We start from the raw sequence: 25,506 nt of genomic DNA, 5'->3' as shown, positions 1-25,506 counted from the left end.
TCATGGCCATGCCCCCCCTGCTGTCCACGCAGCTGGAAAGCCATTACCGCGCACACCACGGCTGGCTGGTGCACTGGCTGCAGCGGCGCCTGGGCAATGCCGCCGAGGCCGCCGACCTGATGCAGGACACCTTCGCGCGCCTGCTGGCCGGCGCGCCCATGCAGCCGCAAACGCCGGCCCTGCGCGCGCCCAAGGCTTACCTGGCGACCGTCGCCAAGCATCTGCTGATCAACCACTTGCGGCGCCAGTCGCTGGAACGCGCGTGGCTGGCCGCGCTGGCCGCCCTGCCCGAACAGCATGTGCCATCGACCGAGCGGCGCGCGGAAATCCTGCAGGCGCTGCAAGCGGTCGATGCCATGCTCGACGGCCTGAAACCGAAGGTGCGCGCCGTCTTCATCCTGGCGCAGATCGAAGGCCATGCCTATGCGGACATCGCCGCGCAGCTGGGCATCGGCGAACGCTCCGTGAAGCGCTACATGGCCGAGGCGTTGACCGAATGCGTGCTGCTGGCGCAGGACTTGCCGGCATGAGCGCGGCCGCTTCGCCATCTCCGCCGCTGTCGCGCAAGGTGGCGCGCCAGGCCGTCGAATGGTATTTACTGGAGCAGTCGGGCCAGGCCACGCCGGACGACCTGGCCGCCAGCGCACACTGGCGCGCACGTCACCCGGAACATGCGCGCGCCTGGAACAGGGTGCAGCAGGTGAGCCAGACGGCGAATTTGCTGCCGCCGGAGCTGGCCGTGCCCGTGCTGCGCCGGCCGCAGCGCCGCGTGGCCGTGCAAGTGCTGCTGGCGCTGATGGCGGCGCCCGCCGCCTGGCTGCTGGTGCGCCACGAGATGCTGGCCGATTACCGCAGCGGCGTGGGCCAGCGGCGCGAGGTGTCCTTGCCCGATGGCGGCATCCTGGTACTCAACACGGACAGCGCCGTCGATGTGGCGTATGGCGCCGGTGAACGGCTGCTGACCCTGCGCCGCGGCGAAGTGCTGGTGCAGACGCGCCCCGATCATGCAGGCAGCCGCCCTTTCATCGTCGCCACCTGCCATGGCCGCATCCGCGCCCTGGGCACGCGCTTCACCGTGCGCGTCGACGACGACAGCAGCCGCGTGACGGTACTCGAACACGCGGTGGAAATCACGCCGCGCGCGCCGTCGGCCACCGTCCGCACGCTCATGGCGGGACAGCAAAGCCGCTTCGACGCCAGCCACGCCGGCCTGCCCACGCCGGCGCCGCTGCAAGCCGATGCGTGGGCGCGCGGCATGCTGGCGGTGCAGGACATGCGCCTCGACGCCTTCGCCTTCGAGCTGTCACGCTATCGCCCCGGCCTGCTGCGCGTGGAACCGCAAGTGGCGGGGTTGCGCCTGTCGGGCGCCTTCCAGCTCGACGACACGGACGCCGTGCTGGACAGCCTGGCGCGCATGCTGCCCGTCGACGTGCTGTACCGCTCCTCATACTGGGTCACCATCGCGGCCCGCAAAAAATAATTATTAAGATTTGGCCCTTTTTTTCGCCGTGACCTGTCCTGACGGTATTACAACGACACTTACCGGAAAGGCCAGACCATGCAACCACCCCGTTTGACTCCCCTCGCGCGCGCCATCGGCAGCGCCGTGATCCTGCTGTCGCTGTCGCAGGCGCCGGCCATGGCCGCCGATGCCACCGTGCCAGCCACCGCGCAAACGGCCTTCCACGTGCCGGCGGGCGACCTGTCCACCGCCATCGCCGGCTTTGCCATCGAGGCGAAGGTGAGCGTGGGCGCGGCGGCCGAACTGCTGCAAGGCGTGCGCACGCAGGGCCTGAGCGGCAGCTACACGGTGCCGCAGGCACTGGCCCGCCTGCTGGCAGGCACGGGCCTGGAAGCGCTGCCCAGCGGGGAACGCAGCTACGTGCTGCGCAAGGCAGGCACGGCATCGCCCGCCGCGCCGATTGCCGCGACCCTGGGCGAAGTAGCCGTCAGTTCCAGCGCCCTGCGCGACGGCACTACGGAAGGCAAGCGCGGTTACGCGGGCCTGACCAGCGCCACGCGCCTGAACCTGTCGCTGCGCGAAACGCCGCAAGCCGTCAGCGTCATCACGCGCCAGCAGATCGAGGACCAGGGCTTGCGCACCTTGCAGGACGTGCTGGTGCAGGCACCCGGCATCACGGTCGACCATTCCTCGAGCACGCGCGAATACGACCAGGTGTTTTCACGCGGCTTCGAAGTCACCTCGTACATGTTCGACGGCATCCCGACCAGCAAGAGCCTGGAAGCGCGCACCTACGACATGGCCATCTACGATCGCGTCGAAATCATCCGCGGCGCCACTGGCCTGATCAGCGGCACGGGCAGCCCGTCGGCCGCCGTCAACCTGGTGCGCAAACGTCCGGGCCGAAGCTTTGCCGCCACGGCCGGCGCGCAGCTCGGTTCGTGGGACCGCTACCGCATCGAAGGCGATGTCTCGACGCCCTTGACGGCGGACGGCAAGGTGCGTGCGCGCCTCGTCGCAGCGCATGAAGACCAGCGCTCGTTCATCGACCGCTACCAGCAGAAAAAGGACGTGCTGTACGCCATCGTCGAAGCGGACCTGACGCCATCGACGGTGCTTGGCGCCGGCATCAACTACCAGCAGGAAAAGCTGAAAGGCGCGGGGCGTGAATTCCCCATGTTCTACGCCGACGGCTCGCAGACGCATTTCCCCCGCTCGATGAACGGCACGGCGGCGTGGAGCACGTATGACCGCGAACAGAGCATGCTGTTCGCCACGCTCGACCATTATTTCGACAACGACTGGATCGCCAGGGTGGCCATCAGCCGCAGCAGCAACCAGTACGACGCCTTGCAGGGTTTTTCCGGCAATGGCTACCCGGACCGCGTGACGGGCGGCGGCATGCGGCTGTGGCTGGCCAACTGGCACAGCAAGCCGCAACAGACCTCGCTCGATGCCTACGTCAGCGGCCCGTTCCAGGCCTTCGGCCGCCAGCACGAACTGGTGCTGGGCGTGAGCGCTTCGGAACTGAAGACGAACAGCCCCATCTATCCGGGCTGGCGCCTGACTGGCTATGACCATACGGTGCCGGATATCCACGCCTGGAATGGCGCCATGCCGGTGCCCGACTACAGCGGCACGCGCCTGGGCAGCTCGTACGACAAGGAACGCGAGAGCGGCCTGTATTCGACCTTGCGCCTGCGCCCGACGGACGCGCTGTCGGTGATTTTGGGCGCGCGCCTGTCGTACTGGAAGCGCGACATCCGCAGCGACTATGTCAATGACACGGACCTGTACGACGCGATGCGTGAAAACGGCAAGATCACGCCATATGCGGGCCTCGTCTACGACCTGGGCCGGCACTGGTCGGCCTACGCCAGCTACACCAGCATCTTCACGCCGCAAAGCCAGCGCGACGTCAACAGCCGCTTCCTGGCGCCGCTCGAAGGCAAGAACTATGAAGTCGGCGCCAAGGGCGAATTCTTCGGCGGCAAGCTCACCACCAGCGCCGCCGTCTTCCAGCTGAAGCAGGAAAACCTGGCCGAAGCCGATCCGGGCAATGTCTGGATCATCGGCACGGGCGGCGGTTCCTACGCCTACCACACGGTCAAGGGTGCCACCACGCGTGGCTTCGAGGCGGAAGTGTCGGGCCAGCTGCGTCCCGACTGGCAACTGACGGCCAGCTATGCCTATAGCCGCATCCGCAATGCCGCCGGCGCACGCATCCAGACCAACCAGCCGCAAAGCATGGCCAAGCTGTGGACCACCTGGCGCCTGGCGCAAGGTGTGCCGGGCCTGGTGCTGGGCGGCGGCGTGAACTGGCAGAGCGATATCTACACGGACGACCGCGGACCGAACGGCGAACGCTTCGCGCAGAAGGCGTATGCAGTGGCGGGACTCATGGCGCAGTACCAGGTCAGCAAGCAACTGCTGGCGACCCTGAACGTCAACAATGTCTTCGACAAGCGCTACTACTCGACGGGCATGGGCGGCTACTACGGCGATCCGCGCAACGCCATGCTGTCGCTGCGCTATCAGTTCTGAACGGCTTCGCTGCTTTTGAGCAGCGCCTCGATGCCCTCGGGCGCCATGGCGCGGCCCAGATAGTAGCCAAACGCCTCGTCGCAGCCCATCTCGGCCAGCAGTTCCAGCTGCTCGCCGCTTTCCACGCCGCCGGCGATGGTGCGCAGTCCCAAGGTGCGCGCCATCGCCACGATGGCGCGCACCATGGCGCCGTCGCCGCCCGGCTTGCCCACGTCGTCGACAAAACACTTTTCAATCTTCACGGCATCCGTGGGAAAGCGTTTCAGGTAGTTGAGCGAAGCGTCGCCCGTGCCGAAATCGCTGATGGAAATCGCCATGCCCAGCTGGCGGAACTGGCGCAGTATCAGTTCGCAGTTCTGATTGCGGTCGATCAGTATGCCGGCGGCGATTTCCAGTTCGATGCAATGCCCCGGCACGCCGGCCGCCTCCAGCGCGGCGCCGAAATTGCGTGCGATATCGCGCTGGTAGAACTGGCGCGCCGACAGGCTGACGGACACCGTCAGCCTCTGCCCCTGCGCAATCCAGCTGCGTGCCTGTTCCACCGCCGTGGCCATCACCCACGCTCCCACCGGCAGGATCAGGGCGCTTTCTTCCAGCACCGGCAGGAAATCGAGCGGCATCATCAGGCCCAGCTCCGGGTGCTTCCAGCGCAGCAGTGCCTTCACGCCCGTGATCGTGCGCGTCCTCAAGTCCATGCGCGGCTGGTAATACAACGCGAACTCGTTGCGTTCGAGCGCGTGGCGCAAGGCCGTCTCGAGGATGGTGCGCGAATACGACTGCGTCTGCATGCGCGGCGCGTAACGCAGGCAGGTACCGGGCGCATGGCGCTTGGCCGCATACATGGCCAGGTCGGCCTTTTCGATCAGCGCATTGACGTCGTCGTCGTCGTCGTCCGGGTACAGGGCCACGCCCACGCTGGCCGCCACCGACAGGCTGTATTCGCCGATGACGAAGGGCGCGGCGATGGCGCCGACGATTTTCTCGGCCACCCGCTCGGCATCGTGCGCCGTGCGCAGTTCCGTCAGCAGGATGATGAATTCGTCGCCGCCCTGGCGCGCCACCGTGTCGACCTTGCGCACGCACTGCTGCACCCGGCGCGCGAACTCCGTCAGCACCTGGTCGCCCACGTCGTGCCCCAGACTGTCGTTAATGGATTTGAAGCGGTCGATATCGACGAACAGCACGGCCAGCAATGCCTGGTGGCGGCGCGCGTATGCGATGCCGTGCTCGAAGCGGATCTGGAAATGCAAACGGTTCGGCAGCCCCGTCAAGCCATCGTGGTGGGCGATGAATTCCAGCTGCTGCTCGGCGCGCCGGCGCGCCGACACATCGTGCAGCAGCAGCACCGCGCCGCCCTGCGCCAGCGGCGCGCAGCTGTACTGCACGTCGATGCGCTTGCCGTCGAGATGGCGCAGCAGCACGGCGCCGCGCGCCACTTCCAGCACTTCCTGCTGCGCCACGCACTCGCGCACCTGGCGCGCCGCATCGACGGGCGTGCCGTCATGGAACAGGGGCAGCAGCTGCGTCACGGGCTGGCCCAGGCCATCGTCGCCCAGCAGACCGCCCATGGCGCTGGCGCGGGGATTCAGATAGCGCACCACGCCAGCATGGTCGGTGCCGACAACGGCCGCCGGCAATGCGTGCAGCAGCGCCAGCGCCTCTGCCATGCGTTGCGCCTGCGCCGCCTGCAGCACCACGCCCGTCGTATGGCGCAAGCGCCACGTGCGCGCCGCCTGCCACTGGCAGGCCAGCAGCACGCTCAGCATCACGGCGAGGGTCAGGCACAGCGCCAGCAGCAGCGCCATCATGCGTCACCCGTCAGGCAAGAGATGGAAGACATGCTTTTCCTTTGCAACGCGCGCCATGCGGCCGGGCGCAGAACCATGCGGAAAGGAAATAGTATAAGAATTTCGGCGCGATATTTGCCTGATCGGGCGCCGCTTGACTGGTGTCAATCACGGCGAGGCGTGATCACTGTTGCAATCCTCCCACAGACAATCTCACCAATTATTGCAACAATTGCTGCGTCGCACTAAAATGAGAATGATTCTCATTATTGAGATTCACTCCATTCATCTGAGTCCCTGCGCCCAGGCCAGGACAGCAGCGGCATGGCCAGGCAAGCCAGGCGCAACACTCCCCCAGCGACGCATATTGTGAAACAGGCATCCGCCTGCTTCATCCACCACATCATCGCGACACCGGGAGCAGTCAATGACAAACCACAGCGCACAGCGAAAGGCCGCCGCATTGGCGCCGACCCTCATGGCCGCGGCCATTCTCGGCACCTTGGGTGCACCGGCCCACGGCCAGGCGCAGCAGCAGGAACAGAATCTGCCCGAAGTGCGCGTCAACGCGCAGGCCGCCTCCGCCACCACCGAAGGCAGCGGCTCCTACACCAGCGGCAGCATGACCGCGGCCACACGCCTGAACCTGTCCGTGCGCGAGACACCGCAATCGGTCAGCGTCGTCACACGCCAGCAAATGGACGACATGAATATCCGCTCGGTCGAGGACATCGCCAATATCACGCCGGGTCTGAGCCTGAACAAGGGCGCCACCGAGCGCGCCAGCTTTTATTCACGCGGTTTCTCGATCAGCAATTTCACGGAAGACGGTCTGACCATGTCGGCCGACGGCGACACCCTGGGTTTCGCCACCCTGGCCATGTACGACCGGGTCGAAATCCTGCGCGGCGCGGCCGGCATGCTGAATGGCGTGGGCAACCCGTCGGGCACGATGAATTTCGTGCGCAAGCGCCCTACGGCGGAGAACGAAGTGTCGCTCACGGGCAGCATCGGCCGCTACCACGACTACCGCGGCGAAGTCGATGCGCGCGGCGCGCTGAACCAGGCGGGCAGCCTGCGCGGGCGCGCCGTGGCCGCCTACCAGGATACCGACACGTTCATCTCGAACTACCGCCACAAGCGCGCCCTGCTCTACGCCACCGCCGATGCCGACCTGTCGCGCGACACGACCCTGAGCGTGGGCTTCCACGTCAACGACGAGCGTAATCCCGGCTCCACGTGGTACGGCTTGCCGACGGCGCTCGATGGCAGTTTCCTGCCTCTCGACCGCTCGGCCAGCAACGCGCCCGACTGGACCTTCTGGAACAAGAAAAACACGCGCCTGTTCGCCGAACTCGAACACCGGTTGGGCAACGGCTGGAAGGTCAAACTGGCGGCGCAGGCACTGCAGGACGAACTCGACTCCGTCGTCACGGGCATCGCCCGCTTACCGAAAACAAATCTGTTCCGCCTCAGCGCGGCCAACGCCTTTGTCTACGACCGCCAGCAACGCATTGTCGATGCGCAGGCAGCCGGTCCTTTCAGCCTGCTGGGCCGCCGCCATGAAATCGTCTTCGGCACCAGCTACCGCACGCGCGATACCGAGGACAAGGGCTACAAGTCGGTGCCCGACTACAGCTACACCTTCAACCCCGTGAACTGGGATACGGGCGCGCCTGTGAAACCGGCAATAGGTGCCTTCTACTATGGCCAGGACAGCAAGACGAAACAGACGGGCGTCTACACGACGGCCCGCTTCAGCCTGGCCGATCCGCTGGCCCTGCTGGTGGGAGGCCGCGTCGACTGGTACGACTACCGCGCCATCAATACGTTTACGGGTGCACGCTCCGGCTACAAGGTGAGCCGGGAAGTCACGCCATATGCGGGCCTGGTGTACGACATCGACACCCGCCATTCGCTGTACGGCAGCTGGACCAGCATCTTCAATCCGCAGAGCGCCGTCGACAGGAATGGCGTGCTGCTCGATCCCATCACGGGCATCAACATGGAAGCGGGCGTGAAGGGCGAATACTTCGGCGGCGCGCTGAACGCCTCGGCGGCCGTGTTCCGCATCGTGCAAAAGAACCTGGCGACAGCGCTGCCGCTGACGCAGTGCGGCCCCGGCCTGCTGTCGTGCTCCGAGGCGGCCGGTGAAGTACGCAGCGATGGATTCGAGCTGAGCGTGTCCGGCGCGTTGACGCCGCGCTGGCAGATGAGCACGGGCTTTACCTACAACACGGCCGAGTACGCCAAGGCACAAGGCAGCAATGCCGCAGGCGCGCGTTATGCGGCCGAGCGCCCCAGCCGCCTGTTGCGCCTGTCCACCAGCTATCGCCTGTCCGATGCGTGGCGCATCGGCGGCGCACTGCGGGCGCAGAACCAGATCTACAAAACCAACAGCGCCATCCGCCAGGGCGGCTACGCGGTGGCCGACCTGAACGCGGGCTGGCAAGTGAACCGCCAGCTCGACGTGCGCCTGAGCGTGACCAACGTCTTCGACCGCAGCTACTACCAGGCCATCAGCAGCATCGACAGCGGCAATGCATTCGGCGATCCGCGCAGCGCCGTGCTGACGGCGAAGTACACGTTCTAAGCCAGCGCCAGCCGGCCCGGTTTCAGTTCCTCATGCGGCGCCAGTGCCGGCGCCGCATGCAGCTTGAAGATGCTGACGGCGTCGGCCAGGCTGGCCGCCTGCTGCTGCAGCGCGTCCGCGGCGGCGGCGGCCTGCTCCACCAGGGCCGCGTTCTGCTGCGTCACGCCATCCATCTGGCTGATGGCGATGCTGATCTGCTCGATGCCGTCGCGCTGCTCCACGCTGGCCACGGCGATTTCGCCGATGATGGCGTTCACGCGCTGCACGCTGCTCACCACGTCGTCCATCGTGCGCCCCGCCTGGCCAGCCAGCACGCTGCCCTCTTCCACCGTGCGCACGGATGCGCCGATCAACTGCTTGATTTCCATGGCCGCCGCGCTTGACCTCTGCGCCAGGTTGCGCACTTCCGTCGCCACGACGGCAAAGCCGCGTCCCTGCTCGCCCGCGCGCGCCGCTTCCACGGCCGCATTCAGGGCCAGGATATTCGTCTGGAAGGCGATGCCGTCGATGACGGCGATGATGTCGACGATGCGCTTTGACGAGGCATTGATATGGCTCATGGTCTGCACCACCTGCGCCACGGCCTCGCCACCGCGCTGCGCCACGTCGGCCGCGCCGCCGGCCAGCTGGCGCGCCTGGTCCGCGTTGTCGTTATTCTGCCGCACGGTGGACGTCAGCTCGATCATCGAGGCGGCCGTCTCTTCCAGCGAGCTGGCTTGCTCCTCCGTGCGCGACGACAGGTCCATATTGCCGCTGGCGATTTCAGCGGACGCCGTGGCGATGGCATCCGTGCCGGCGCGCACCCGTCCCACGATGGCGGCCAGGTTGCCGCTCATCGCTTTCAAGGCGCGCAGCAGGTCGCCGATTTCATCGCGGCTGCCATCGGCCACCACGGCGCGCAAGTCGCCGGCCGCCACTTGCTGGGCGATGCCGACTGCCGCGCCCAGCGGCACCGTGATACTGCGGATCAGCCACCACACGGTGACAGTACCGACGACCAGGGTCACCAGCACGGTGGCCAGCATGGCGATGCTGGCGCTGCGGTGCGCGGCCGCATCCTGCTCCTTCATCTGCTCCATCAGGGCGTGCGACTGCTTGCCGATGGCCGCGACGATGGCGTCGATCTGGCGCGTCGGTTCACGGTCCATGCCCTTGACCAGCGCATCGACAGTGTGGGCACTGTCGGCGCGCGCGCCATCAAACTTTTGCAGCGCCGCCAGGTAGCTCACGCCCAACGCGCCGTGCGCCTGCAGCGCATGCTCCACGGGTGTCGTGTCGAGCTGCAGCGCGGCCATCATCGCCTGCAGGCTTTTCAATTCCTTGCGCGTCTGCGCGCCGCTGGCGACAAACGCTTCGCGGTAGCGCTGGAAGGCGGCCGCATCGCCGCCGCGCAGCAGGATGTTTTTCCATTCCTGCACCTGGATCTTGAATTCCACTTGCGCGCTGCGCGCCGCGTCGACCGCCTCCGTCAGGGCGACGGAACGCTGCATGGCGTCCGCGCTGCGCGCACTGGCCGCGTCGAGCGCGCTCCAGCCACGCGCGCCAACGAACACCAGCGCAAGAAAGAAGAAGGCGCCCAACAGACCCAGGCGGATGGAGATTTTCAGATTCGCAAGTTGCATGTATTTCTCCCGGCAGCAAGAACAGGATGGCAACAAAGGCGCCACCAAAACTATCCAATTCTCACAAAATGGGGAAATCATGGGGCGCGCCCCGCGAAAAACCAAGCAGCGCTTTCGCTAGAGAAACACTTTCAACATAGAAACAACAAATTACAAGTAAAAGTTAACTATCAAGCCACGCCTTCGCCTGGCGCGCCGGCAAACTCCGCGCGCAGCAGCGGATACAGCCGCCGGTAGCGCCCCAGGCGGTCGTCCAGCACGGCAAACGCTTGCGGCGCCACCGTTTCCTGCACGGGCGGGCGCGTGCACACCTGCGCGGGCGACAAGCCCGTCACCGCCATCTGCGCCAGGCGTGCGGCGCCCATGGTGCCGCCAGCCACGCCGTGGTCGTGGCGCAGCACGTTCAAGCCCGAGGCATTCGCGCACAGCTGCGCCCAGAAGCGGCTGCGCGAACCGCCGCCCACGAACGACGCTTCTTCCAGATGCGTGCCGGCGCTGCGCAGGGCCGCATTGCCGTCGGCCATGGCAAAGGCCACGCCTTCCATCACGCTGTAGGCGAGTTCCGCGCGCCCGTGTTCCGTCGACAAACCGAAGAACACGCCGCGCGCGGAGGCGTCGTTGTGCGGCGTGCGTTCGCCGCTCAAATACGGCAGGAAGATGGGCGCCGTGCGCGCCTCGACGTTTTCCGCCAGCTTTACCAGTTCGCCGATGTCGCTCGACTGCGTCAGCCGCGCCACCCAGCTGAGGCTGGACGCGGCGCTGAGGATCACGCTCATCTGGTGCCAGCGCTCGGGCAGGCAATGGCAGAACGCGTGCACGCCCTGGCCCGGATTCGGCGCAAAACCATCGCTGCCCGCGAACAGCACGCCGGACGTGCCCAACGACAGCAGGCCGGCGCCCGGCTCCACCACGCCCAGGCCGACAGCCGCCGCCGCGTTGTCGCCCGCGCCGCCGGCCAGCAGCACCGGGTGCGCAATGCCCCACTCCTGGCACAGCGACGGGCGCACCTGCGCAGCGGCGGCGCTGCCTTCGACCAGGCGCGGCATGTGCTCGCGCGACAGGCCAGTGGCCGCCAGCATGCGCTCGGACCAGTCGCGTTTGGCCACGTCCAGCCACAGGGTGCCGGAAGCGTCGGACATGTCGGACACATACTCGCCCGTCAGGCGCAGCGCCACGTAATCCTTGGGCAGCAAGACCTTGGCCGTGGCGCGGAACAGCGAAGGCTCGTACTTTTGCAGCCACAGCAGCTTGGGCGCCGTGAAACCCGGCATGGCCTGGTTGCCCGTGATGGCGCGCGACTCTGGCACCAGCGCCTCGAGTTCCACGCATTCGGCAAAGGCGCGCGTGTCATTCCACAGGATGGCCGCGCGCAGCACGTGCTGCTGCTTGTCGAGCAGGGTCGCGCCATGCATCTGGCCCGACAGGGCGATGCCGCGCAAGCCGGAAAACGCCACCGGCTGGGCGGCGCGGATGGCCGCGATGACGTCCAGGGTGGCGTGCCACCAGTCCTCGGGATTCTGTTCCGACCAGCCGGGATGGGGACTGGACACGCGCAGGGCCACGCCGGCGCTGGCAAGGATGGCCTGGGCGTCATCGGTGAGGATGGCCTTGACTTCGGAAGTGCCGATATCGATACCGAGATATGTCATTTGATTCCAGAATAAAGTTAAGAATGGCCGTCGCCTGACGGCTCGGGCATGTTCATCAGCAGGCAGGAGCGGAATTTCGACGGCGACATCTGCTTGTGGGCCAAAAACTGGCGGTTGAAATTGGAGAGGTTGTTGAAGCCCGTGCGGTAGCAGATATCGGTGACCTTCATGTCCGTGTTCATCAGCAGCTCGCAGGCCAGCGCGATGCGCTCCTGGTTGACGTATTGAATGAACGAGGTGCCCGTATGCTTGCGGAAGAAGCGCGTGAATTTCAAGGTATTCATTTCCGCCACGTCGGCCACGTCCTGCTCGCAAAAATCGAGCGTGATGTTCTGCTTGATATAAGCCAGCACCAGATTGATGGTCGACGACATGTAGCGGCCCGCCTGCGCCAGGTAGGTGACGCTGGCCAGCGGGCGCCGCTCGCGGCAGTCGCACAGCTCGCCGAACAGGCGCGTAAACAGTTCGACGCGGCGCAAGCCCTGCGCCGTCGTCAATTCTTTCATCAGCGGCACCAGGCGCAGGCCCAGCGCATCGGGAAATTGCAGACCCCTGCCTGCCTCGCCCAGCAGGGCTTTCAGGGGCGCCATTTCCGGGAACAGCAGCGCGCAGCGTTCGATGAAGTCGCTGGAAAACTGCAGCACCAGGTCGCGCTCGGGCAGGACCACGCCTTCCGGCAGTTCGCTGACCCAGTTATGCGGCAGGTTCGGCCCTGTCAGGATCAGATTGCCCGCCCCGTAACTGCCGATATGGTCGCCGATAAAAAATTTGCCGTTTGACGTGATGATGAAGTGCAGTTCGTACTCGGGATGAAAATGCCATTTCGCCACGGTGTGCGGAAAGCCGTGCGCCCACGCGCGAAACGATTCGTGGATCGGTTTGTGGATCAGTTCCAGGTCAGGCGTCACGGCAGTTCCCTTGCACGGTCTTGGTCACCCTATTCTAACCACTTACTGACCACCGGGCGCCACTGCCAGCCCGCTGTCGGCGTCGAACAGATGCATGTGCTCTTCGTCGAAGGCCAGCGCCAGGGTCTGCCCTACCTGCGCCGCGCTGTTGGCCGCATTTGCCGGCAGCAGGGCCGACAAGGTCAGGGCGCCGCACTGAAAGCTGATCAGCGCCTCCGCCCCCAGCAGCTCGACCAGGTCGATCGCGCACGCCAGGCCATGCGTGCCCGCCTGCTCCTGCGGCAGCGCCGCGCGCAAATGATTCGGGCGCAGGCCGAAGACCACGCGCGCCCCCGCCTGCAACGCGGCGAAGCGGGGCGATATCAATGGCCAGCGGTAGCCGGCGCAGACGAGCACCGTCTGGCCGCCGTCTTTTTCGACGACGCCATCGATGAAGTTCATGGCCGGCGTGCCGATGAAGCCGGCCGCGAACAGGGTGCGCGGATGGTTGTACAGTTCCGCCGGCGTGCCGATCTGCTCGATATGTCCGCCCTTCATCAGCACCACCCTGTCGGCCAGGGTCATCGCCTCGAGCTGGTCGTGCGTGACGTACAGGGTGGTGGTGCGCAGGCGGCGGTGCAAGCGCTTGATGTCGGCGCGCAGCTGCGCGCGCAGCTTGGCGTCCAGGTTCGACAGCGGTTCATCGAACAGGAACACTTGCGGCGTCTTGATCATGGCGCGCGCAATGGCCGTGCGCTGCTGCTGGCCGCCCGACATGGCGCGCGGCTTGCGTTCCAGCAGGCTGTCCAGGCTGAGGATGGCCGCCACCTCGCGCACGCGGCGCTCGATCTCGTCGTGCGGCACCTTCAGGCGGCGCAGGCCGAAGGCGATATTGTCATACACCGTCATGTGCGGATACAGCGCGTAGTTCTGGAATACCATCGCCACGTTGCGCGCGCGGGGCGGCAAGTCGTTGACGACGGCGCCGCCGATCAGCAGCTCGCCGCCGCTGATGTCTTCCAGGCCCGCGATCATGCGCAGCAGGGTCGATTTGCCGCAGCCCGATGGCCCCAGCAGGACGATGAATTCGCCGTCATCGATTTCCAGGTCGAACGGCTGCAGCACGGCCGTCTTCTCGTCATACGTCTTGCGCAGCTGCCTGCAAGTGATGTTTGCCATGATCAGTCTCCTGCCAGTTCAATCTGGATCTTGACGTCGCGCGGATGGCCCTTGGCCGCTTCCTCGAACGCCTGCACACCGTCGGCAAAACCGAAGGTGCGCGAAATGAAGGGCTTGACGTCGATCTTGCCGGAAGCGAGCAAGGCGATCGCGCGCGGGAAGATGTTCGCGTAGCGGAACACCGATTCGATGCGCACTTCCCTGGCCTGGATAGCGACGATATCGAAAGGCACGTTCTCGGGCGGCATGCCGACCAGCACCAGGCAGCCGTTCGGGCACAGCAGCTCGACGATGTTGTCGTAGGCGCGCATGCTGCCGCTGGCCTCAAAAACGATGTCGGCGCCCCAGCCGTCCGTCAAGTCGCGCACCGTGTCCGCCAGGCTGGCCTGACGCACATCGACCGTGGTCACTGCCGGATTGCCGGCGAACAGGGCCAGCTTTTCCGGCACCAGGTCGGCCAGGATCACGCGCGAGCAGCCGCCCGCCAGCGCCGCCAGCGTGTTCATGGCGCCGATGGTGCCGGCGCCGATCACCACGGCCACGTCACCGGGCTTGATGGCCGCCTTTTTCGCCGCCTGCAAGCCAATGGCCAGCGGTTCGACGATGGCGCCTTCGCCGAAGCTGACGTTGTCGGGCAGCTTGAATGTGAACGAGGCCGGATGCACGACATATGGCGTGAGGCACCCGTGGATGGGCGGCGTGGCCCAAAAGCGCACAGCGGGATCGAGGTTGTACAGGCCGCGCATGGTGGCGGGAGAATCGAACTGCGGCACGCCCGGCTCCATGCAGACACGGTCGCCCACTTTCAGGTGCGTCACCTCCTCTCCCACTTCGGCCACGACGCCGGACGCCTCATGACCGAGCACCATCGGTGCTTCGACGGCAAAGGGACCGATCTTGCCATGCTTGAAGTAATGCACGTCGCTGCCGCAGATGCCCACGGTATGAATCTTGATTTTCACATCGCGCGGACCGACGGCGAGCGGCACGTCGATGTCGCGCAAGGTGATGGAATGCGCTTGTTCCAGTACGAGTGCTTGCATGATGAATTCCTTTTATTTGTGTTTGAGCATGGAGTTGAGCAGCCGTCCCAGGATGCCGACGAACAGCAGCGGCGGCAGCGCCAGCAGCACGGTGGAAGCGTTCACCACGCCCCACGGCACTTCCTGGCCCATCGACGTGAAGGCCGACGCCACCACGGGCAAGGTCATGCTTTTCGACGAGGTAAGCGCCAGCGCGATCATCAGTTCATTCCAGACCAGCACGAAGCTGAAGACGATGCCACCCATCAGGGTCTTCGACGCCACCGGCAGGGCCACGTGCCAGAACACCTGGTACGGGCCATAGCCGTCCAGCGCGGCCGCTTCTTCGATCTCTTTCGGGATGCGCGCAAACGCGGGAATCGACAGCCAGATGATGGTCGACAGGGTCACCAGCAGATACGTCACCACCATCGACAGGCGCGAGTCGTACAGGCCTAGGTCGATCCAGATCGAGATCAAGGGAATGGCGACGGCGACGGGTGGCAAAAAACGCAGGGACAGCAGGAAGAACTGGATATCCTTCTTGGCCGGGACCGGATAGCGGGCGATCGCATACGCGGCCGGCACGCCCAGCACGGCGCCCAGCAACACGGCCACGCCGACGATGGCCACGCTGTTGCCCAGTCCCGTCAGCACTTCCGGGCTGGCCAGCACCTGTTTGTAGTTGGCCAGGGTCGGGCTGAAGAAAAAGCGCGGCACAGGCGTGACGATATCCATCAGCTCCTTAAAGGAATTGAGCACGGCCCACAGGATCGGGAACAGCGCCACCAGAATAATCACGGTGGTGATGGCGGTGGTGGTGATGGCGCTGGCACCGCCCGGGGTGCGCAGCACCCTAAGACACCTGACAAAACCGTTGCGAGCAGATGTGAGTTGTGGCTGAGAAGCGGAGCTGTGCGCATGCACAGTGAGCATCGGAGGCCGCAAATCGCGCTGCGCAGTAGGTTTGGTTAGGGTGTTCTTAGTCAGTTTTCCCATTTGGCGACCCGCTTCCAGAGTAAGGTGAAAATAATAGTCGTGGCCAGCATCATCAGCACGGCCATGCTGGACGCATACGACACCTTGCCCATCAGGCCGATGCCTTGCGCATACGCGTACATGTCCAGGGTTTCGGTGGAGATGCCGGGGCCGCCCTTGGTCATCACGTAGATCAGGTCGAACGAGCGCAGCGACTCGACCATCTTGATGAACACGAGGCTCATGATGGGCACCTTCAGCATCGGCAGCGCAATATACGCATACACCTGAAGCGTGCTGGCGTAGTCGAGACGCGCCGCTTCCAGCGGTTCGGCGGGCAGGGTTTCCAGCAGCTTCAGGATGACGGCGCCGAAGAACAGGCCCCACTGCCAGATGTCGACCAGCGCCACCGCATACAGGGCCGTGGCTGGATCGGACAGCAGGGCCGTGCCGCCCAGGCCCACGCATTCGAGCAGCCAGTTGAGGATGCCCATCAGCGGCGAATACATGAACTTCCAGATGAAGGCGGCCGACACGCGCGGCAGCAGCACGGGCACGATCAAGAGCAGCGCGATGACGTCCCGTGTGCGTCCCTTGACTTTCTCGAACAGGAACACGGCCAGCAGCACGCCGACGATCAGCGAACCGGCCACGGTCACCACTTCCCAGATGGCCGACACTTGCACGGCATTCACGAAGCGGCGGTCGCCGAACAGGCGGAGAAAATTGGCAAAGCCGACGTATTCGCTGTCGCTGTAGCGCAGCACGCGGTTTTGCAGGGCCAGGTTGATGGCGGCGATGCTGGGCACCAGGCCCAGTACCAGCAGGACCAGCAGCGGCAGTGTAAGGAACACGGCCGGCAGCCAGGTGTGGCGTTTCTTGCGGATGGAGTGTGGCATAGGATGGCTTTCGAGCTTCATTTTTTCACCCAAAAGGCGAGTACCGGGGTCGGACCCTGAGGGTCCGACCCCGGCATTTCGCCGTTGGGGCTTGGAACCGAAGAGCTGGGGTCAGACCCGCCGGGTCTGACCCCTGATTTAAGCTAGCGGAGTCGTCGGCGATACGGGCTTACTGACGTTTCTTAGCCCGTTGCATCACTTCCGTCGCGTACTCATTGGCTTCATCGAGCGCGCTTTGCACGTCGCCGCGCGTGCCCGTAAACACTTCCTCCAGCACCACGCCCAGGTTGTCGCCGATATCCGGCCACTCGGGACTAGGCCAGATGGTGACGCGCGAGACAGGCGTGGTGTCCGTCAGGCCCGCCTGGATCTGCGGCTTGACGTGCTTGCGGAAGTAGTCGCTGTTGATGGTGCTGGTGCGGTTGTAGTCGCTGAAGACGTTGTCCTTCAGGCGCGCCTGCTCCTGCTCCTTGCCCGTGGCGAAAGCGATGAACTTGCCGGCCGCCTGGCGCGTGCATTCATCCCTGGCGCCCGTGGCGGAGATGGCCAGGCCATGGCCGTAGGCGGCAGATGCCAGCGGCGCGGGCGGGCGCACATAGCCCACCTTGTCGACCACCGAGGATTTTTTCGGGTCTTCCATCCAGTCGGCGAACGGTGTCGACTCGATCATGAAGGCCACCTTGCCCGACCTGAACGCTTCGAGCGCATTGCTCCAGTCGTAGGTGGCGCCGCCCGGCGGCGAATACTTGAACAGGTCGCGGTACAGGGTCGTGGCCTTCACGGCCTGCGGCGAATTGAAGGTCGGCACGCCGTCCTTTTCCCACTTGCCGCCGGCGGCCAGCATGAACGGCGACCAGCGCCAGACATTCATGCCCGAGCCGCGCTGGCCCCGCGCCGCCCAGCCGTACACATTCGGCGGGCTGTTCATTTTCTTGACGGCGGCGACCAGTTCGTCGAGCGTCTTCGGCACGGCGATGCCGGCCTTTTCCAGCAGGTCACGGCGGTAGAACAGGAAGTCGCTGCCGCCGATCAGGGGCGCGAAGTACGCCACGCCCCTGTACGAGGCGACGGCGCGGCGGCCCGGCAGGAAGTCGTCGTAGTCGGCTTCCTTGGGCAGGTATTTGAGCAGCGGGACGACCCAGCCTGCCGTGGCAAATTCGGCCACGTTGGCTTCATCGATGTAGTAGATCTGGTAGGAGCCGGCCTTGGTGGAGGCGTCGAGGCGGGCTTTCGAGCGGCGGTCGTTTTCGCCGAAATAGCTGATTTGTACCTTGGTGCCGCTTTTCTTTTCATACTCGGCAAGGGTCTTTTCCATCACCGTCAGACCCAGGCTTTTTTGCGCCAGCACCTTGAGCACGGGCACCGAGCAGCTTTGCGCCGAGGCGTCTGCGAACCCGGCGGACATGAGGGCGCCCCATGCAACAGCAGTCATGATTTTCATAACACGTCTCCATTTTTATAGTCCGGCGGTTTTCCACCGGTATGCCAACTATAAAAACAAAGACCGCGCGCCACCACTACAAAAGGCGCGGGTTTCTAAATACTTTTTTTCACTTCACTGATACGCATTTGCCGCCTCAATCCAGGCGAAAATCCTTGCGGTAGACATTCGTGTCCTTGCCATCGGGCGGCAGGCGCGAAAAACGCTCGAAGCGCAGGCCCAGCTTGTTGAGCAGATTGATCGACGTCTGGTTCTGCTGCGAAGTGATGCCATACACGGTGGGCAGGCGCAGCACGTGCTGCGCATGGTGCATGATGGCGGCAGCCGCCTCCCAGGCATAGCCCTGGCCCCAATATGCGGGCAGCAGGGCGTAGCCGATATCGGGACCGGGCAGGCTGGCGCGCAGGATCAGGCCGCAGATGCCCATGGCGACGCCGTCGCCGCGCCGTTCGACGATGCAGAAGGCATAGCCATGCTGGCGAAACTGCGCTATCGCTCCCGTCTCCAGCGCCGCGCGGGCCGCCTCCACGGTGTGCAGGTTGCGCTGGCCGATATGGGCGATCCATGACGGCTCGTTGACCAGCGCCAGATAGAACGCCGCATCGTCGGGCGTGACGGTGCGCAGGCGCAAGCGGGGCGTATCGATGACGGTCATCGACTCTGTCGCGGCGCCGCTCATGCCGGCCACTGCATCGGATCGGTCAGCAGCTGGTACATCACGTAGGCGTCCACATAGCCCAGTTGCGCGTGGCGGTAAGCCAGCGGCAGGGTGGCGACGACCGTAAAGCCCAGCTTTTTCCACAGGGTGACGGCGGCCAGGTTGGTGCTGACGACAAAGTTGAACTGCATCGCCAGGTAGCCCGCGCGGCGCGCTTCTTCCATGCAGTGCACGCCCAGCAGGCGGCCCACGCCCACGCCCTGCGCGGCCGGATCGACCATGAACGAGGCATTGGCCACGTGCGATCCATGGCCCGGCTGGTTCGCCACCAGCTTGTACATGCCCAGCAGCCGCTCGCTGCCCATCACGGCGACAAAGCTTTGCACGCCGGGGCCGAACCAGTAGGCGTGGCATGCTTCGCGCGTCGTGTCGGCGGGGAAGGTATAGGTGTCGCCGGCGGCCACCAGGGTGTGGAAGATTTCCCACATGGCGTCGAAGTCGGCTTCGCTGGCCGGGCGGATGTCAATTTCTTTCAAGGCGGTGCTCCCGATAACAAGTGATGGATGATTGTATCAGCGCCCCAGGCGAAAATTGACCGTTTCGGGTCGTCCCGGCAGGTGCAGGCGCGATTGCGCGCAGGGCGCCTCGCTGACGACTTTCCCCCGCCGCAGCACCAGGCGCCGCGCCGCGCGCAGGCGCAGCGCTTCCACCGTGGAGCTGCAATCGAGGATCAGCAAGTCCGCATGGCAGCCGGGCGCGATGCCGTAGCCATCGAGGCCCAGGATGCGCGCCGGCGTCTCCGTCACGGCCAGGAAGCAGTCGTGCATGGCTTGCTGGCCCGTCATCTGCGCCACGTGCAAACCCATGTGCGCCACTTCCAGCATGTCGCCCGAACCGAGGCTGTACCACGGGTCCATCACGCAGTCGTGGCCGAAGGCGACGGGAATGCCGGCGGCCAGCATCTCGGGCACGCGCGTCATGCCGCGCCGCTTCGGATACGTGTCGTGGCGCGCCTGCAAAGTGATGTTGATGAGGGGGTTGGCAATGGCCGCCACGCCCGCCTCGCGGATCAGGGGCAGCAGTTTGCTGACATAATAATTGTCCATCGAATGCATGGACGTCAGGTGCGACCCCGTCACCCTGCCCTGCATGCCAAGGCGCTGGCTGTGGAAGGCCAGGGTTTCGATGTGGCGCGACAGCGGGTCGTCCGACTCGTCGCAATGCATGTCCACCATCAGGCCACGTTCACAGGCAAATTCGCACAGCAGGCGCACGGATTCCGCGCCGTCGGCCATGGTGCGCTCGAAATGCGGGATGCCGCCCACCACATCGACGCCCATGGCAATCGCACGCTTCAGATTGTCGAAGGCGCCGGGACCGCGCAGGATGCCATCCTGCGGGAAGGCCACCAGCTGCAAATCGAGATACGGCGCCACTTGCCGCTTGACGTCGAGCAGCGCTTCGACGGCCAGCAGGCGCGGGTCGCAGATATCCACGTGCGAGCGGATGGCCAGCAAACCGCGCGCCACGGCCCAGTCGCAATACTGCAAGGCGCGTTCCACCAGGGCATCTTGCGTCAATTGCGGCTTCAGTTCGCCCCACAGGGCGATGCCTTCGAGCAAAGTGCCGGAAGCGTTCACGCGCGGCAAGCCGTAGCTGAGCGTGGCGTCCATGTGGAAGTGGGCATCGACGAACGGCGGCGTGACGAGGTCGCCGGCGGCGTCGATCTCTTGCACGCCCGCCACGGGCAAGGCGGGGCCGACGGCGGCGATGCGGCCGCCCTCGATGGCGATATCGATGGCGCGGCGCCCGTCGGGCAGGCTGGCATTGCGGATGACTAGGTCCATGCGGACACTCCTTCTGTTGGCTACTTGGGGGCAATGACATTATTGCCATTACATCTACTTCCGTGCGAATGCTGCAGTGCAAAAATATAGCGACTGGCAAAAACATAGCCATAGAATCACGATGCGCGCCTTGCGCGGGCGCAAACATTCGTCAGACAGCAACAAGCTGATGAATACTATGCCGCCATGACAGGGCGGCGCGATAAAAATAACTTTCAACCAACTCGAATCACCGCTAGAATATTCATATTGCGTTGCATCATAAACAGTCTATGATCAGCTATTCAGCGCGCTACCCACTTTACAAAACGCGGCCAACTCTGGTTTTCGGGATTTTGCAGAGCGTTTTGCCAGCATTTTAATCCGTACAAAGGAGTAAATATGTTTCCGCTTCCTGAACAAATTTCCAGCGCCGCCAAGTCGCAACTGGAAAACCAGTTGCAGATCTTCAGCACTCTGACCAGCAAAGTCTTTGAAAGCGCCGAGAAAATCATCGCCCTGAACTTGAACGCAAGCAAAGCCGCCCTGTCGCAGACAGCGGAAACGGCGCAGCACCTGCTGGAAACGCAGGACCCGCGCGACTTCTTCAGCTACAGCAGCAACCAGGCGCAGCCTAACATCGAGAGCGTGCTGGCCTACAGCCGCCAGCTGTTCGGCATCGCCTCGAGCACCCAGGCGGAATTGCTGGCCTCGGCCAAGGCCCGCCTCGATGCTGCCACCCCTGCCGCCGCATCCGTCCCTGTCGCTGCCAAGCCGGCGCCGGCCGCCGTACCGGCACCTGTTGCTCCCGCTGCCGCACCTGCGCCAGCAGCGGCGCCAGCGCCCGTGGCCGCCAAGCCTGCCGAAGTGGCCAAGCCAGCGCCCGCGCCTGTCGCCGCACCGGCAGCCAAGCCAGCGGCAGCGCCTGCCAAGGTGGCAGAGAAGGCCGCCGACAAGCCCGCCGTGAAAGCGGTCGAAGCCAAACCGGTTGCCAAGCCTGAAGCGGCCAAGCCCGCACCTGCACCCGCCGCCGCGCCAGCGAAAGCCGCCGCGCCAGCACCGGCCAAACCAGCCGCCAAGCCGGCCAGCGCCGTCGGCAAGAGCGTGGCCAAGGCCGCCGTGAAGCACGCGCCAGCGCCAGCCGCCAAGCCGGCAGCCAAGGCTGCGCCCAAGGGTACGCCATCGAAACAGCTCGACATGCTGGGCGGCAAAGGCAGCGGTCGCAAGTAAGCGTCGCGCACGCCACTGACGCAGCAAAACAACGGGCTACGGCCCGTTTTTTGCGTGCCCGTCCACAGCGCGCTTTTCTACCTTGTTGTATCCTACGCGTACTTTCCGTCCGCGTGCCCGTCCTTCCGCCCCGCGACACCCCATTACTAAAAACAAAAGGTAACCATGAGTTTATCGAGGCTCATCGCCGGCTTCGTGCGTCAGCATTGGCCGGCGTATGCCACCGCTGCCGTCATGCTGACAGGCGTGGCAACACTGACCGTCTGGATCCCGCGCCGCGTGGGCGCCATCATCGACGCATTGGCCGCGCACCGCATGACGGCGGCCGAACTGTGGCTTGAGCTGCTGACCCTGCTCGCCGTCGGCGTCGTCATCTATTTCCTGCGCGTGGGCTGGCGCATCACCCTGTTCAAGGCCGCCTACCAGCTGGGCGTGATGCTGCGCACGCGTTTCTACACGCGCATGTCGCAGCAGGGCGCGTCGTTCTACCAGAACCAGCGCACGGGCGACCTGATGGCGCTGGCGACGAACGACATCGACGCCATCGAAATGGCCGCTGGCGAAGCCATGCTGGCCGGCTTTGACGGCACATTGACCTTGCTGATGGTACTGGGCATCATGCTGCTGGGCGTGGACTGGCGCCTGGCCTGCATCGCCCTCTTGCCCTTCCCGCTGATGGGACTGGCCTTCTGGCGCATTTCCAGCCATATCCACACGGCATCGACGGATTCATTGAAGCGCTTTTCCGCGCTGAACGACCATGTGCAGGAATCGCTGTCGGGCGTGCGCACCCTGCGCGCGCTGGGCCTGGAAGAACGCAGCAGCCAGCAGTTTTCCGCCCTGGCCGGCCACGCGGCGAACGCCAGCCTGACGGCGCAGCGCTGGGAAGCGGCATACGAACCGGCCGTCGGCCTGACGCTGACGGCCGCCACGGCGCTGACCCTGGGCCTGGGCGGCTACCTCGTGTGGCAAGACCAGCTGACCATCGGCGCGCTGACGAGCTTTTCCATGTACCTGGGCCAGCTGATCTGGCCCATGTTCGCCGCCGGCTGGGTGCTCTCCCTGATCGAACGGGGCCGTGCCGCCTGGCAGCGCTTGCAGCCGATGCTGGACGCGCCGCTGGCCATCGACGACCATGGCACCATCGCCACCCTCACGCCCGGGCCCCTGCAATTGCAGGACGTCGGCTTCGCCTACGCGGGCCAGACGGCGCCCGCGCTGTCCGGCATCTCGCTGCGCCTGCAGCCGGGCCAGACCCTGGGTCTGGTCGGTCCGACGGGCAGCGGCAAGTCGACCCTGCTGCGCGTGCTGCTGCGCCAGGTCACGCCGCAATCGGGCACGGCCACGTGGAGCGGCCAGCCGCTGGACGCCTACACCCTGCACGCGCTGCGCGCTGCCATCAGCTGGGTGCCGCAGGAATCGTTCCTGTTCTCCGCCACCATCGCCGACAATATCGCCCTGGCCCGTCCCGGCGCCACGCGCGAGGAAGTGGAGCGGGCGGCGCAGCTGGCCGACATCCATGCCGATATCCTGCAATTCCCCGACGGCTATGCCACCCACGTGGGCGAGAAAGGCATCACCCTGTCCGGCGGCCAGCGCCAGCGCGTGGCGATTGCCCGGGCTCTGCTGGCCGACAACGGCTTGCTGCTGCTCGATGACGCGCTGTCCGCCGTCGACACGGGTACGGAAACGCGCATCCTGCAGCACCTGGAAGAACTGCGCCGCAAGCGCCCCGAACGCAGCGCCATCATCGCCAGCCACCGCCTGAGCGCCGTCGTCAACGCGGACCTGATCCTGGTGCTGCGCGACGGCCACGTCACGGAAACGGGCAACCACGACGCGCTGATGCAGCGCGACGGCTGGTACGCCAGCCAGTGGCGCTATCAACAACTGGAGGCCAGCCTCGATGCCATCTAAGACCGAACAAGCCACCACCGCCACGCAATCCGTGCGCCGCCAGGCCGCGCAAGCCATCGGCCTGCTGCGCCGCGCCGCCGCGCCCGACCTGCGCCACCTGTACTGGGCCACGTTCTGGCTGATCCTCGCCGCCGCCCTGGAAGTGACGGGCCCCATTTTAGGCAAGGCCCTGATCGACCAGCATCTGCTGCCGCGCAACCTGGACTGGACGCGCATGTCGCTGCTGCTGGGCGGCTGCCTGCTGACGGGCTGGGTCGCTTCCGGCCTGCGCTACCTGCAGCTGGTGCGCCTGTCCGGCCTGGCCATGCGCTCGGTGCAACGCCTGCGCGAAACCGTGTATCAGCACGTGCTGCGCCTGCCCATGGCCTTCTTTGACCGCGCCATCACGGGGCAACTGGTCAGCCGGGTCACCAACGACACGGAAGCGGTGAAATCGCTGTACGTGCAGGTGCTGTTCGTCATCCTCGACAGCTCCATCGTCCTGGTCGGCACCATGGCCGCCATGGCCTTTCTCGACTGGCGGCTGATGCTGATCGTGCTGGCCCTGCTGCCGGCCGTGCTGGTCATCGTCTTCCTGTACCAGCGCTGGAGCGCGCCGGCCGTCACGCGCGCGCGCGCCCTGCGCAGCGAGATCAACGGGCAGATCGCCGAATCGATCGGCGGCATGAGCGTGCTGCAGGCGAATAACGCGGAAAAGCGCTTCGGCGCGCGCTTCACGGGCATCAACCAGGATCACTACACGGCGCGCATGCAGGAATTGCGCGCCAACGCCTGGCTGCTGCGCCCCGCGCTCGACATGCTCAATATCGTGCTGCTGGCTGTCGTCATCTTCAGCTTCGGCCGGCGCGAGATGGGCGCCGTGGAAGTGGGCGTGCTGTACGCGTTCATCAGCTACATCGCCCGCGTGATCGAACCCTTGATCCAGATCACCATGCAGTTCAGCCAGCTGCAGCAGTCGGTGGTGGCGACGGCGCGCGTCTCGGCCCTGCTGGACGAAGCGCAGGCGCTCGAACATGCACAGGGCAGGGAAACACCGGCCCTGCGGCAGACGAAAGCGGACAGCGACCTGCCCGCCGTGGACATCCAGAACCTGACGTTCGCCTACGTGGAAAACCAGCCCGTGCTGCACGACCTGTCGCTGTCGATACCGCAAGGAACGTTCTTCGGCATCGTCGGCCACACGGGTAGCGGCAAGTCGACCTTGCTCTCCTTGCTGCTGCGCTTTTATCCCGTCACGCAAGGCAGCATCGCCATCAATGGCGTCGCCCTCGACAGCATCGACAACGAGCACTTCCGCGCCGACGTGGGCCTGGTGCCGCAAGACCCCTTCCTGCTGGCCGCCTCGGCGCGCGAAAACATCGACATGGGCCGCGGCTACACGCAGGCGCAGATCGAGACGGCCGCGCGGGCCGCGCATGCGCACGACTTCATCGCGGCGCTGGAGCATGGCTACGACACGCCGCTGGGCGAAGGCGGCTCGCGCCTGTCATCAGGGCAAAAGCAGCTGATCGCGATTGCCCGCGCGCTGGCCGGCCAGCCGCGCATTTTGCTGCTGGACGAAGCGACGTCGCGCATCGATAGCCAGACGGAGCAGATCGTGCAGCTGGCCCTCAACGATTTGCGCGGCAAGGTGACCATCATCGCCATCGCCCACCGCCTGTCGACCATCCGCGAGGCCGACCGTATCATCGTGCTGAACCACGGCCGCATCACGGAAGCGGGGCCGCACGATGCCCTGATGCAGATCGAAGGCGGCTTGTACCAGCGCCTGTACCTGCTGCAGCAACTGGCGCAGTAAGCGCGCCTTGTCAA

The 25,506-nt window shown here is 65.3% G+C and carries 18 protein-coding genes and 1 pseudogene; 7 read left to right on the top strand and 12 right to left on the bottom strand.

What is annotated here, in order from left to right; translation table 11 throughout:
• Positions 1-2 precede the first annotated feature (2 nt).
• From SJI03_RS03830 to SJI03_RS03820, 3 genes are all read left to right on the top strand, one after another.
• Positions 3-530 carry a sigma-70 family RNA polymerase sigma factor gene (locus SJI03_RS03830; RefSeq protein WP_322426309.1) on the top strand — a complete coding sequence of 176 codons (528 nt, stop codon included), beginning with the start codon at positions 3-5 and terminating at the stop codon, positions 528-530.
• Positions 527-1,480: a FecR domain-containing protein gene (locus SJI03_RS03825; RefSeq protein ID WP_322426308.1), complete on the top strand. Its 954-nt coding sequence runs from the start codon at positions 527-529 to the stop codon at positions 1,478-1,480. Before SJI03_RS03830 ends, SJI03_RS03825 begins: the two co-directional genes overlap by 4 nt.
• 78 nt (positions 1,481-1,558) lie before the next feature.
• Positions 1,559-4,006 (top strand): TonB-dependent siderophore receptor, encoded by a 2,448-nt coding sequence (locus tag SJI03_RS03820; RefSeq protein ID WP_322426307.1) that lies wholly within the window; start codon positions 1,559-1,561, stop codon positions 4,004-4,006.
• Here the strand turns inward: SJI03_RS03820 and SJI03_RS03815 are convergent.
• Positions 3,997-5,814 carry a putative bifunctional diguanylate cyclase/phosphodiesterase gene (locus tag SJI03_RS03815; protein WP_322426306.1) on the bottom strand — a complete coding sequence of 606 codons (1,818 nt, stop codon included), beginning with the start codon at positions 5,812-5,814 and terminating at the stop codon, positions 3,997-3,999. The two genes, SJI03_RS03820 and SJI03_RS03815, sit on opposite strands and share 10 nt — an antisense overlap.
• Positions 5,815-6,220: 406 nt before the next feature.
• On the opposite strand from SJI03_RS03815, the gene SJI03_RS03810 reads away from it, so the two are divergent.
• Positions 6,221-8,386, top strand: coding sequence for a TonB-dependent siderophore receptor (locus tag SJI03_RS03810; protein ID WP_322426305.1), 2,166 nt, complete (start codon positions 6,221-6,223; stop codon positions 8,384-8,386).
• Here the strand turns inward: SJI03_RS03810 and SJI03_RS03805 are convergent.
• From SJI03_RS03805 to SJI03_RS03755, 11 genes and pseudogenes are all read right to left on the bottom strand, one after another.
• Positions 8,383-10,008, bottom strand: coding sequence for a methyl-accepting chemotaxis protein (locus SJI03_RS03805; RefSeq protein ID WP_322426304.1), 1,626 nt, complete (start codon positions 10,006-10,008; stop codon positions 8,383-8,385). The genes SJI03_RS03810 and SJI03_RS03805 overlap by 4 nt on opposite strands.
• Positions 10,009-10,178: 170 nt before the next feature.
• Complete coding sequence (gene xylB / locus SJI03_RS03800; RefSeq protein ID WP_322426303.1) at positions 10,179-11,657, bottom strand: xylulokinase; 1,479 nt, start codon at positions 11,655-11,657, stop codon at positions 10,179-10,181.
• 17 nt (positions 11,658-11,674) lie between these two features.
• Entirely contained in the window at positions 11,675-12,565 is an 891-nt protein-coding gene (locus tag SJI03_RS03795; RefSeq protein ID WP_099378068.1) for an AraC family transcriptional regulator, read from the bottom strand.
• A 69-nt stretch (positions 12,566-12,634) separates the two neighbouring features.
• Positions 12,635-13,723 (bottom strand): annotated as a pseudogene (locus SJI03_RS03790) (ABC transporter ATP-binding protein); the annotation flags it as partial.
• 2 nt (positions 13,724-13,725) lie between these two features.
• The gene (locus SJI03_RS03785) at positions 13,726-14,766 is read right to left on the bottom strand and encodes an NAD(P)-dependent alcohol dehydrogenase (RefSeq protein WP_322426301.1); all 1,041 of its coding nucleotides are present in this window, start codon (positions 14,764-14,766) and stop codon (positions 13,726-13,728) included.
• A 12-nt stretch (positions 14,767-14,778) separates the two neighbouring features.
• Positions 14,779-15,597, bottom strand: coding sequence for a carbohydrate ABC transporter permease (locus tag SJI03_RS03780; protein WP_416208725.1), 819 nt, complete (start codon positions 15,595-15,597; stop codon positions 14,779-14,781).
• A 134-nt stretch (positions 15,598-15,731) separates the two neighbouring features.
• Positions 15,732-16,622, bottom strand: a complete 891-nt coding sequence (locus SJI03_RS03775) for a sugar ABC transporter permease (RefSeq protein WP_322426300.1) — start codon at positions 16,620-16,622, stop codon at positions 15,732-15,734.
• A gap of 169 nt (positions 16,623-16,791) precedes the next feature.
• Positions 16,792-18,063, bottom strand: a complete 1,272-nt coding sequence (locus tag SJI03_RS03770; protein WP_416208707.1) for an ABC transporter substrate-binding protein — start codon at positions 18,061-18,063, stop codon at positions 16,792-16,794.
• 136 nt (positions 18,064-18,199) lie between these two features.
• A complete protein-coding gene (locus SJI03_RS03765; RefSeq protein ID WP_099378073.1) occupies positions 18,200-18,742 on the bottom strand; it encodes a GNAT family N-acetyltransferase in 543 nt (180 codons plus the stop codon).
• Complete coding sequence (locus tag SJI03_RS03760; RefSeq protein WP_099378074.1) at positions 18,739-19,257, bottom strand: GNAT family N-acetyltransferase; 519 nt, start codon at positions 19,255-19,257, stop codon at positions 18,739-18,741. Before SJI03_RS03760 ends, SJI03_RS03765 begins: the two co-directional genes overlap by 4 nt.
• A gap of 36 nt (positions 19,258-19,293) precedes the next feature.
• Positions 19,294-20,568 carry an amidohydrolase family protein gene (locus SJI03_RS03755; protein ID WP_322426299.1) on the bottom strand — a complete coding sequence of 425 codons (1,275 nt, stop codon included), beginning with the start codon at positions 20,566-20,568 and terminating at the stop codon, positions 19,294-19,296.
• Between the two features lie 381 nt (positions 20,569-20,949).
• On the opposite strand from SJI03_RS03755, the gene SJI03_RS03750 reads away from it, so the two are divergent.
• The 3 genes from SJI03_RS03750 to SJI03_RS03740 all read left to right on the top strand — a co-directional run bounded on the left by SJI03_RS03750 (position 20,950) and on the right by SJI03_RS03740 (position 25,492).
• The gene (locus tag SJI03_RS03750; protein ID WP_322426298.1) at positions 20,950-21,777 is read left to right on the top strand and encodes a phasin family protein; all 828 of its coding nucleotides are present in this window, start codon (positions 20,950-20,952) and stop codon (positions 21,775-21,777) included.
• A gap of 165 nt (positions 21,778-21,942) precedes the next feature.
• Positions 21,943-23,694 carry an ABC transporter ATP-binding protein gene (locus SJI03_RS03745; protein ID WP_322426297.1) on the top strand — a complete coding sequence of 584 codons (1,752 nt, stop codon included), beginning with the start codon at positions 21,943-21,945 and terminating at the stop codon, positions 23,692-23,694.
• Complete coding sequence (locus SJI03_RS03740; protein WP_322426296.1) at positions 23,684-25,492, top strand: ABC transporter ATP-binding protein; 1,809 nt, start codon at positions 23,684-23,686, stop codon at positions 25,490-25,492. The genes SJI03_RS03745 and SJI03_RS03740 overlap by 11 nt, the downstream gene beginning before the upstream one ends.
• Positions 25,493-25,506 lie beyond the last annotated feature (14 nt).

Source organism: Janthinobacterium sp. GMG1 (assembly GCF_034427795.1).
Lineage (GTDB): Bacteria > Pseudomonadota > Gammaproteobacteria > Burkholderiales > Burkholderiaceae_D > Janthinobacterium.
This window is presented reverse-complemented; position numbering and strand designations above follow the sequence as displayed.

Excerpts from the sequence above, each read along its gene's own strand:
- SJI03_RS03830 (WP_322426309.1), top strand. The coding sequence starts at position 3 with ATGGCCATGCCCCCCCTGCTGTCCACGCAGCTGGAAAGCCATTACCGC.
- SJI03_RS03825 (WP_322426308.1), top strand. The coding sequence starts at position 527 with ATGAGCGCGGCCGCTTCGCCATCTCCGCCGCTGTCGCGCAAGGTGGCG.
- SJI03_RS03820 (WP_322426307.1), top strand. The coding sequence starts at position 1,559 with ATGCAACCACCCCGTTTGACTCCCCTCGCGCGCGCCATCGGCAGCGCC.
- SJI03_RS03815 (WP_322426306.1), bottom strand. The coding sequence starts at position 5,814 with ATGATGGCGCTGCTGCTGGCGCTGTGCCTGACCCTCGCCGTGATGCTG.
- SJI03_RS03810 (WP_322426305.1), top strand. The coding sequence starts at position 6,221 with ATGACAAACCACAGCGCACAGCGAAAGGCCGCCGCATTGGCGCCGACC.
- SJI03_RS03805 (WP_322426304.1), bottom strand. The coding sequence starts at position 10,008 with ATGCAACTTGCGAATCTGAAAATCTCCATCCGCCTGGGTCTGTTGGGC.
- xylB (WP_322426303.1), bottom strand. The coding sequence starts at position 11,657 with ATGACATATCTCGGTATCGATATCGGCACTTCCGAAGTCAAGGCCATC.
- SJI03_RS03785 (WP_322426301.1), bottom strand. The coding sequence starts at position 14,766 with ATGCAAGCACTCGTACTGGAACAAGCGCATTCCATCACCTTGCGCGAC.
- SJI03_RS03775 (WP_322426300.1), bottom strand. The coding sequence starts at position 16,622 with ATGCCACACTCCATCCGCAAGAAACGCCACACCTGGCTGCCGGCCGTG.
- SJI03_RS03770 (WP_416208707.1), bottom strand. The coding sequence starts at position 18,063 with ATGAAAATCATGACTGCTGTTGCATGGGGCGCCCTCATGTCCGCCGGG.
- SJI03_RS03765 (WP_099378073.1), bottom strand. The coding sequence starts at position 18,742 with ATGAGCGGCGCCGCGACAGAGTCGATGACCGTCATCGATACGCCCCGC.
- SJI03_RS03755 (WP_322426299.1), bottom strand. The coding sequence starts at position 20,568 with ATGGACCTAGTCATCCGCAATGCCAGCCTGCCCGACGGGCGCCGCGCC.
- SJI03_RS03750 (WP_322426298.1), top strand. The coding sequence starts at position 20,950 with ATGTTTCCGCTTCCTGAACAAATTTCCAGCGCCGCCAAGTCGCAACTG.
- SJI03_RS03745 (WP_322426297.1), top strand. The coding sequence starts at position 21,943 with ATGAGTTTATCGAGGCTCATCGCCGGCTTCGTGCGTCAGCATTGGCCG.
- SJI03_RS03740 (WP_322426296.1), top strand. The coding sequence starts at position 23,684 with ATGCCATCTAAGACCGAACAAGCCACCACCGCCACGCAATCCGTGCGC.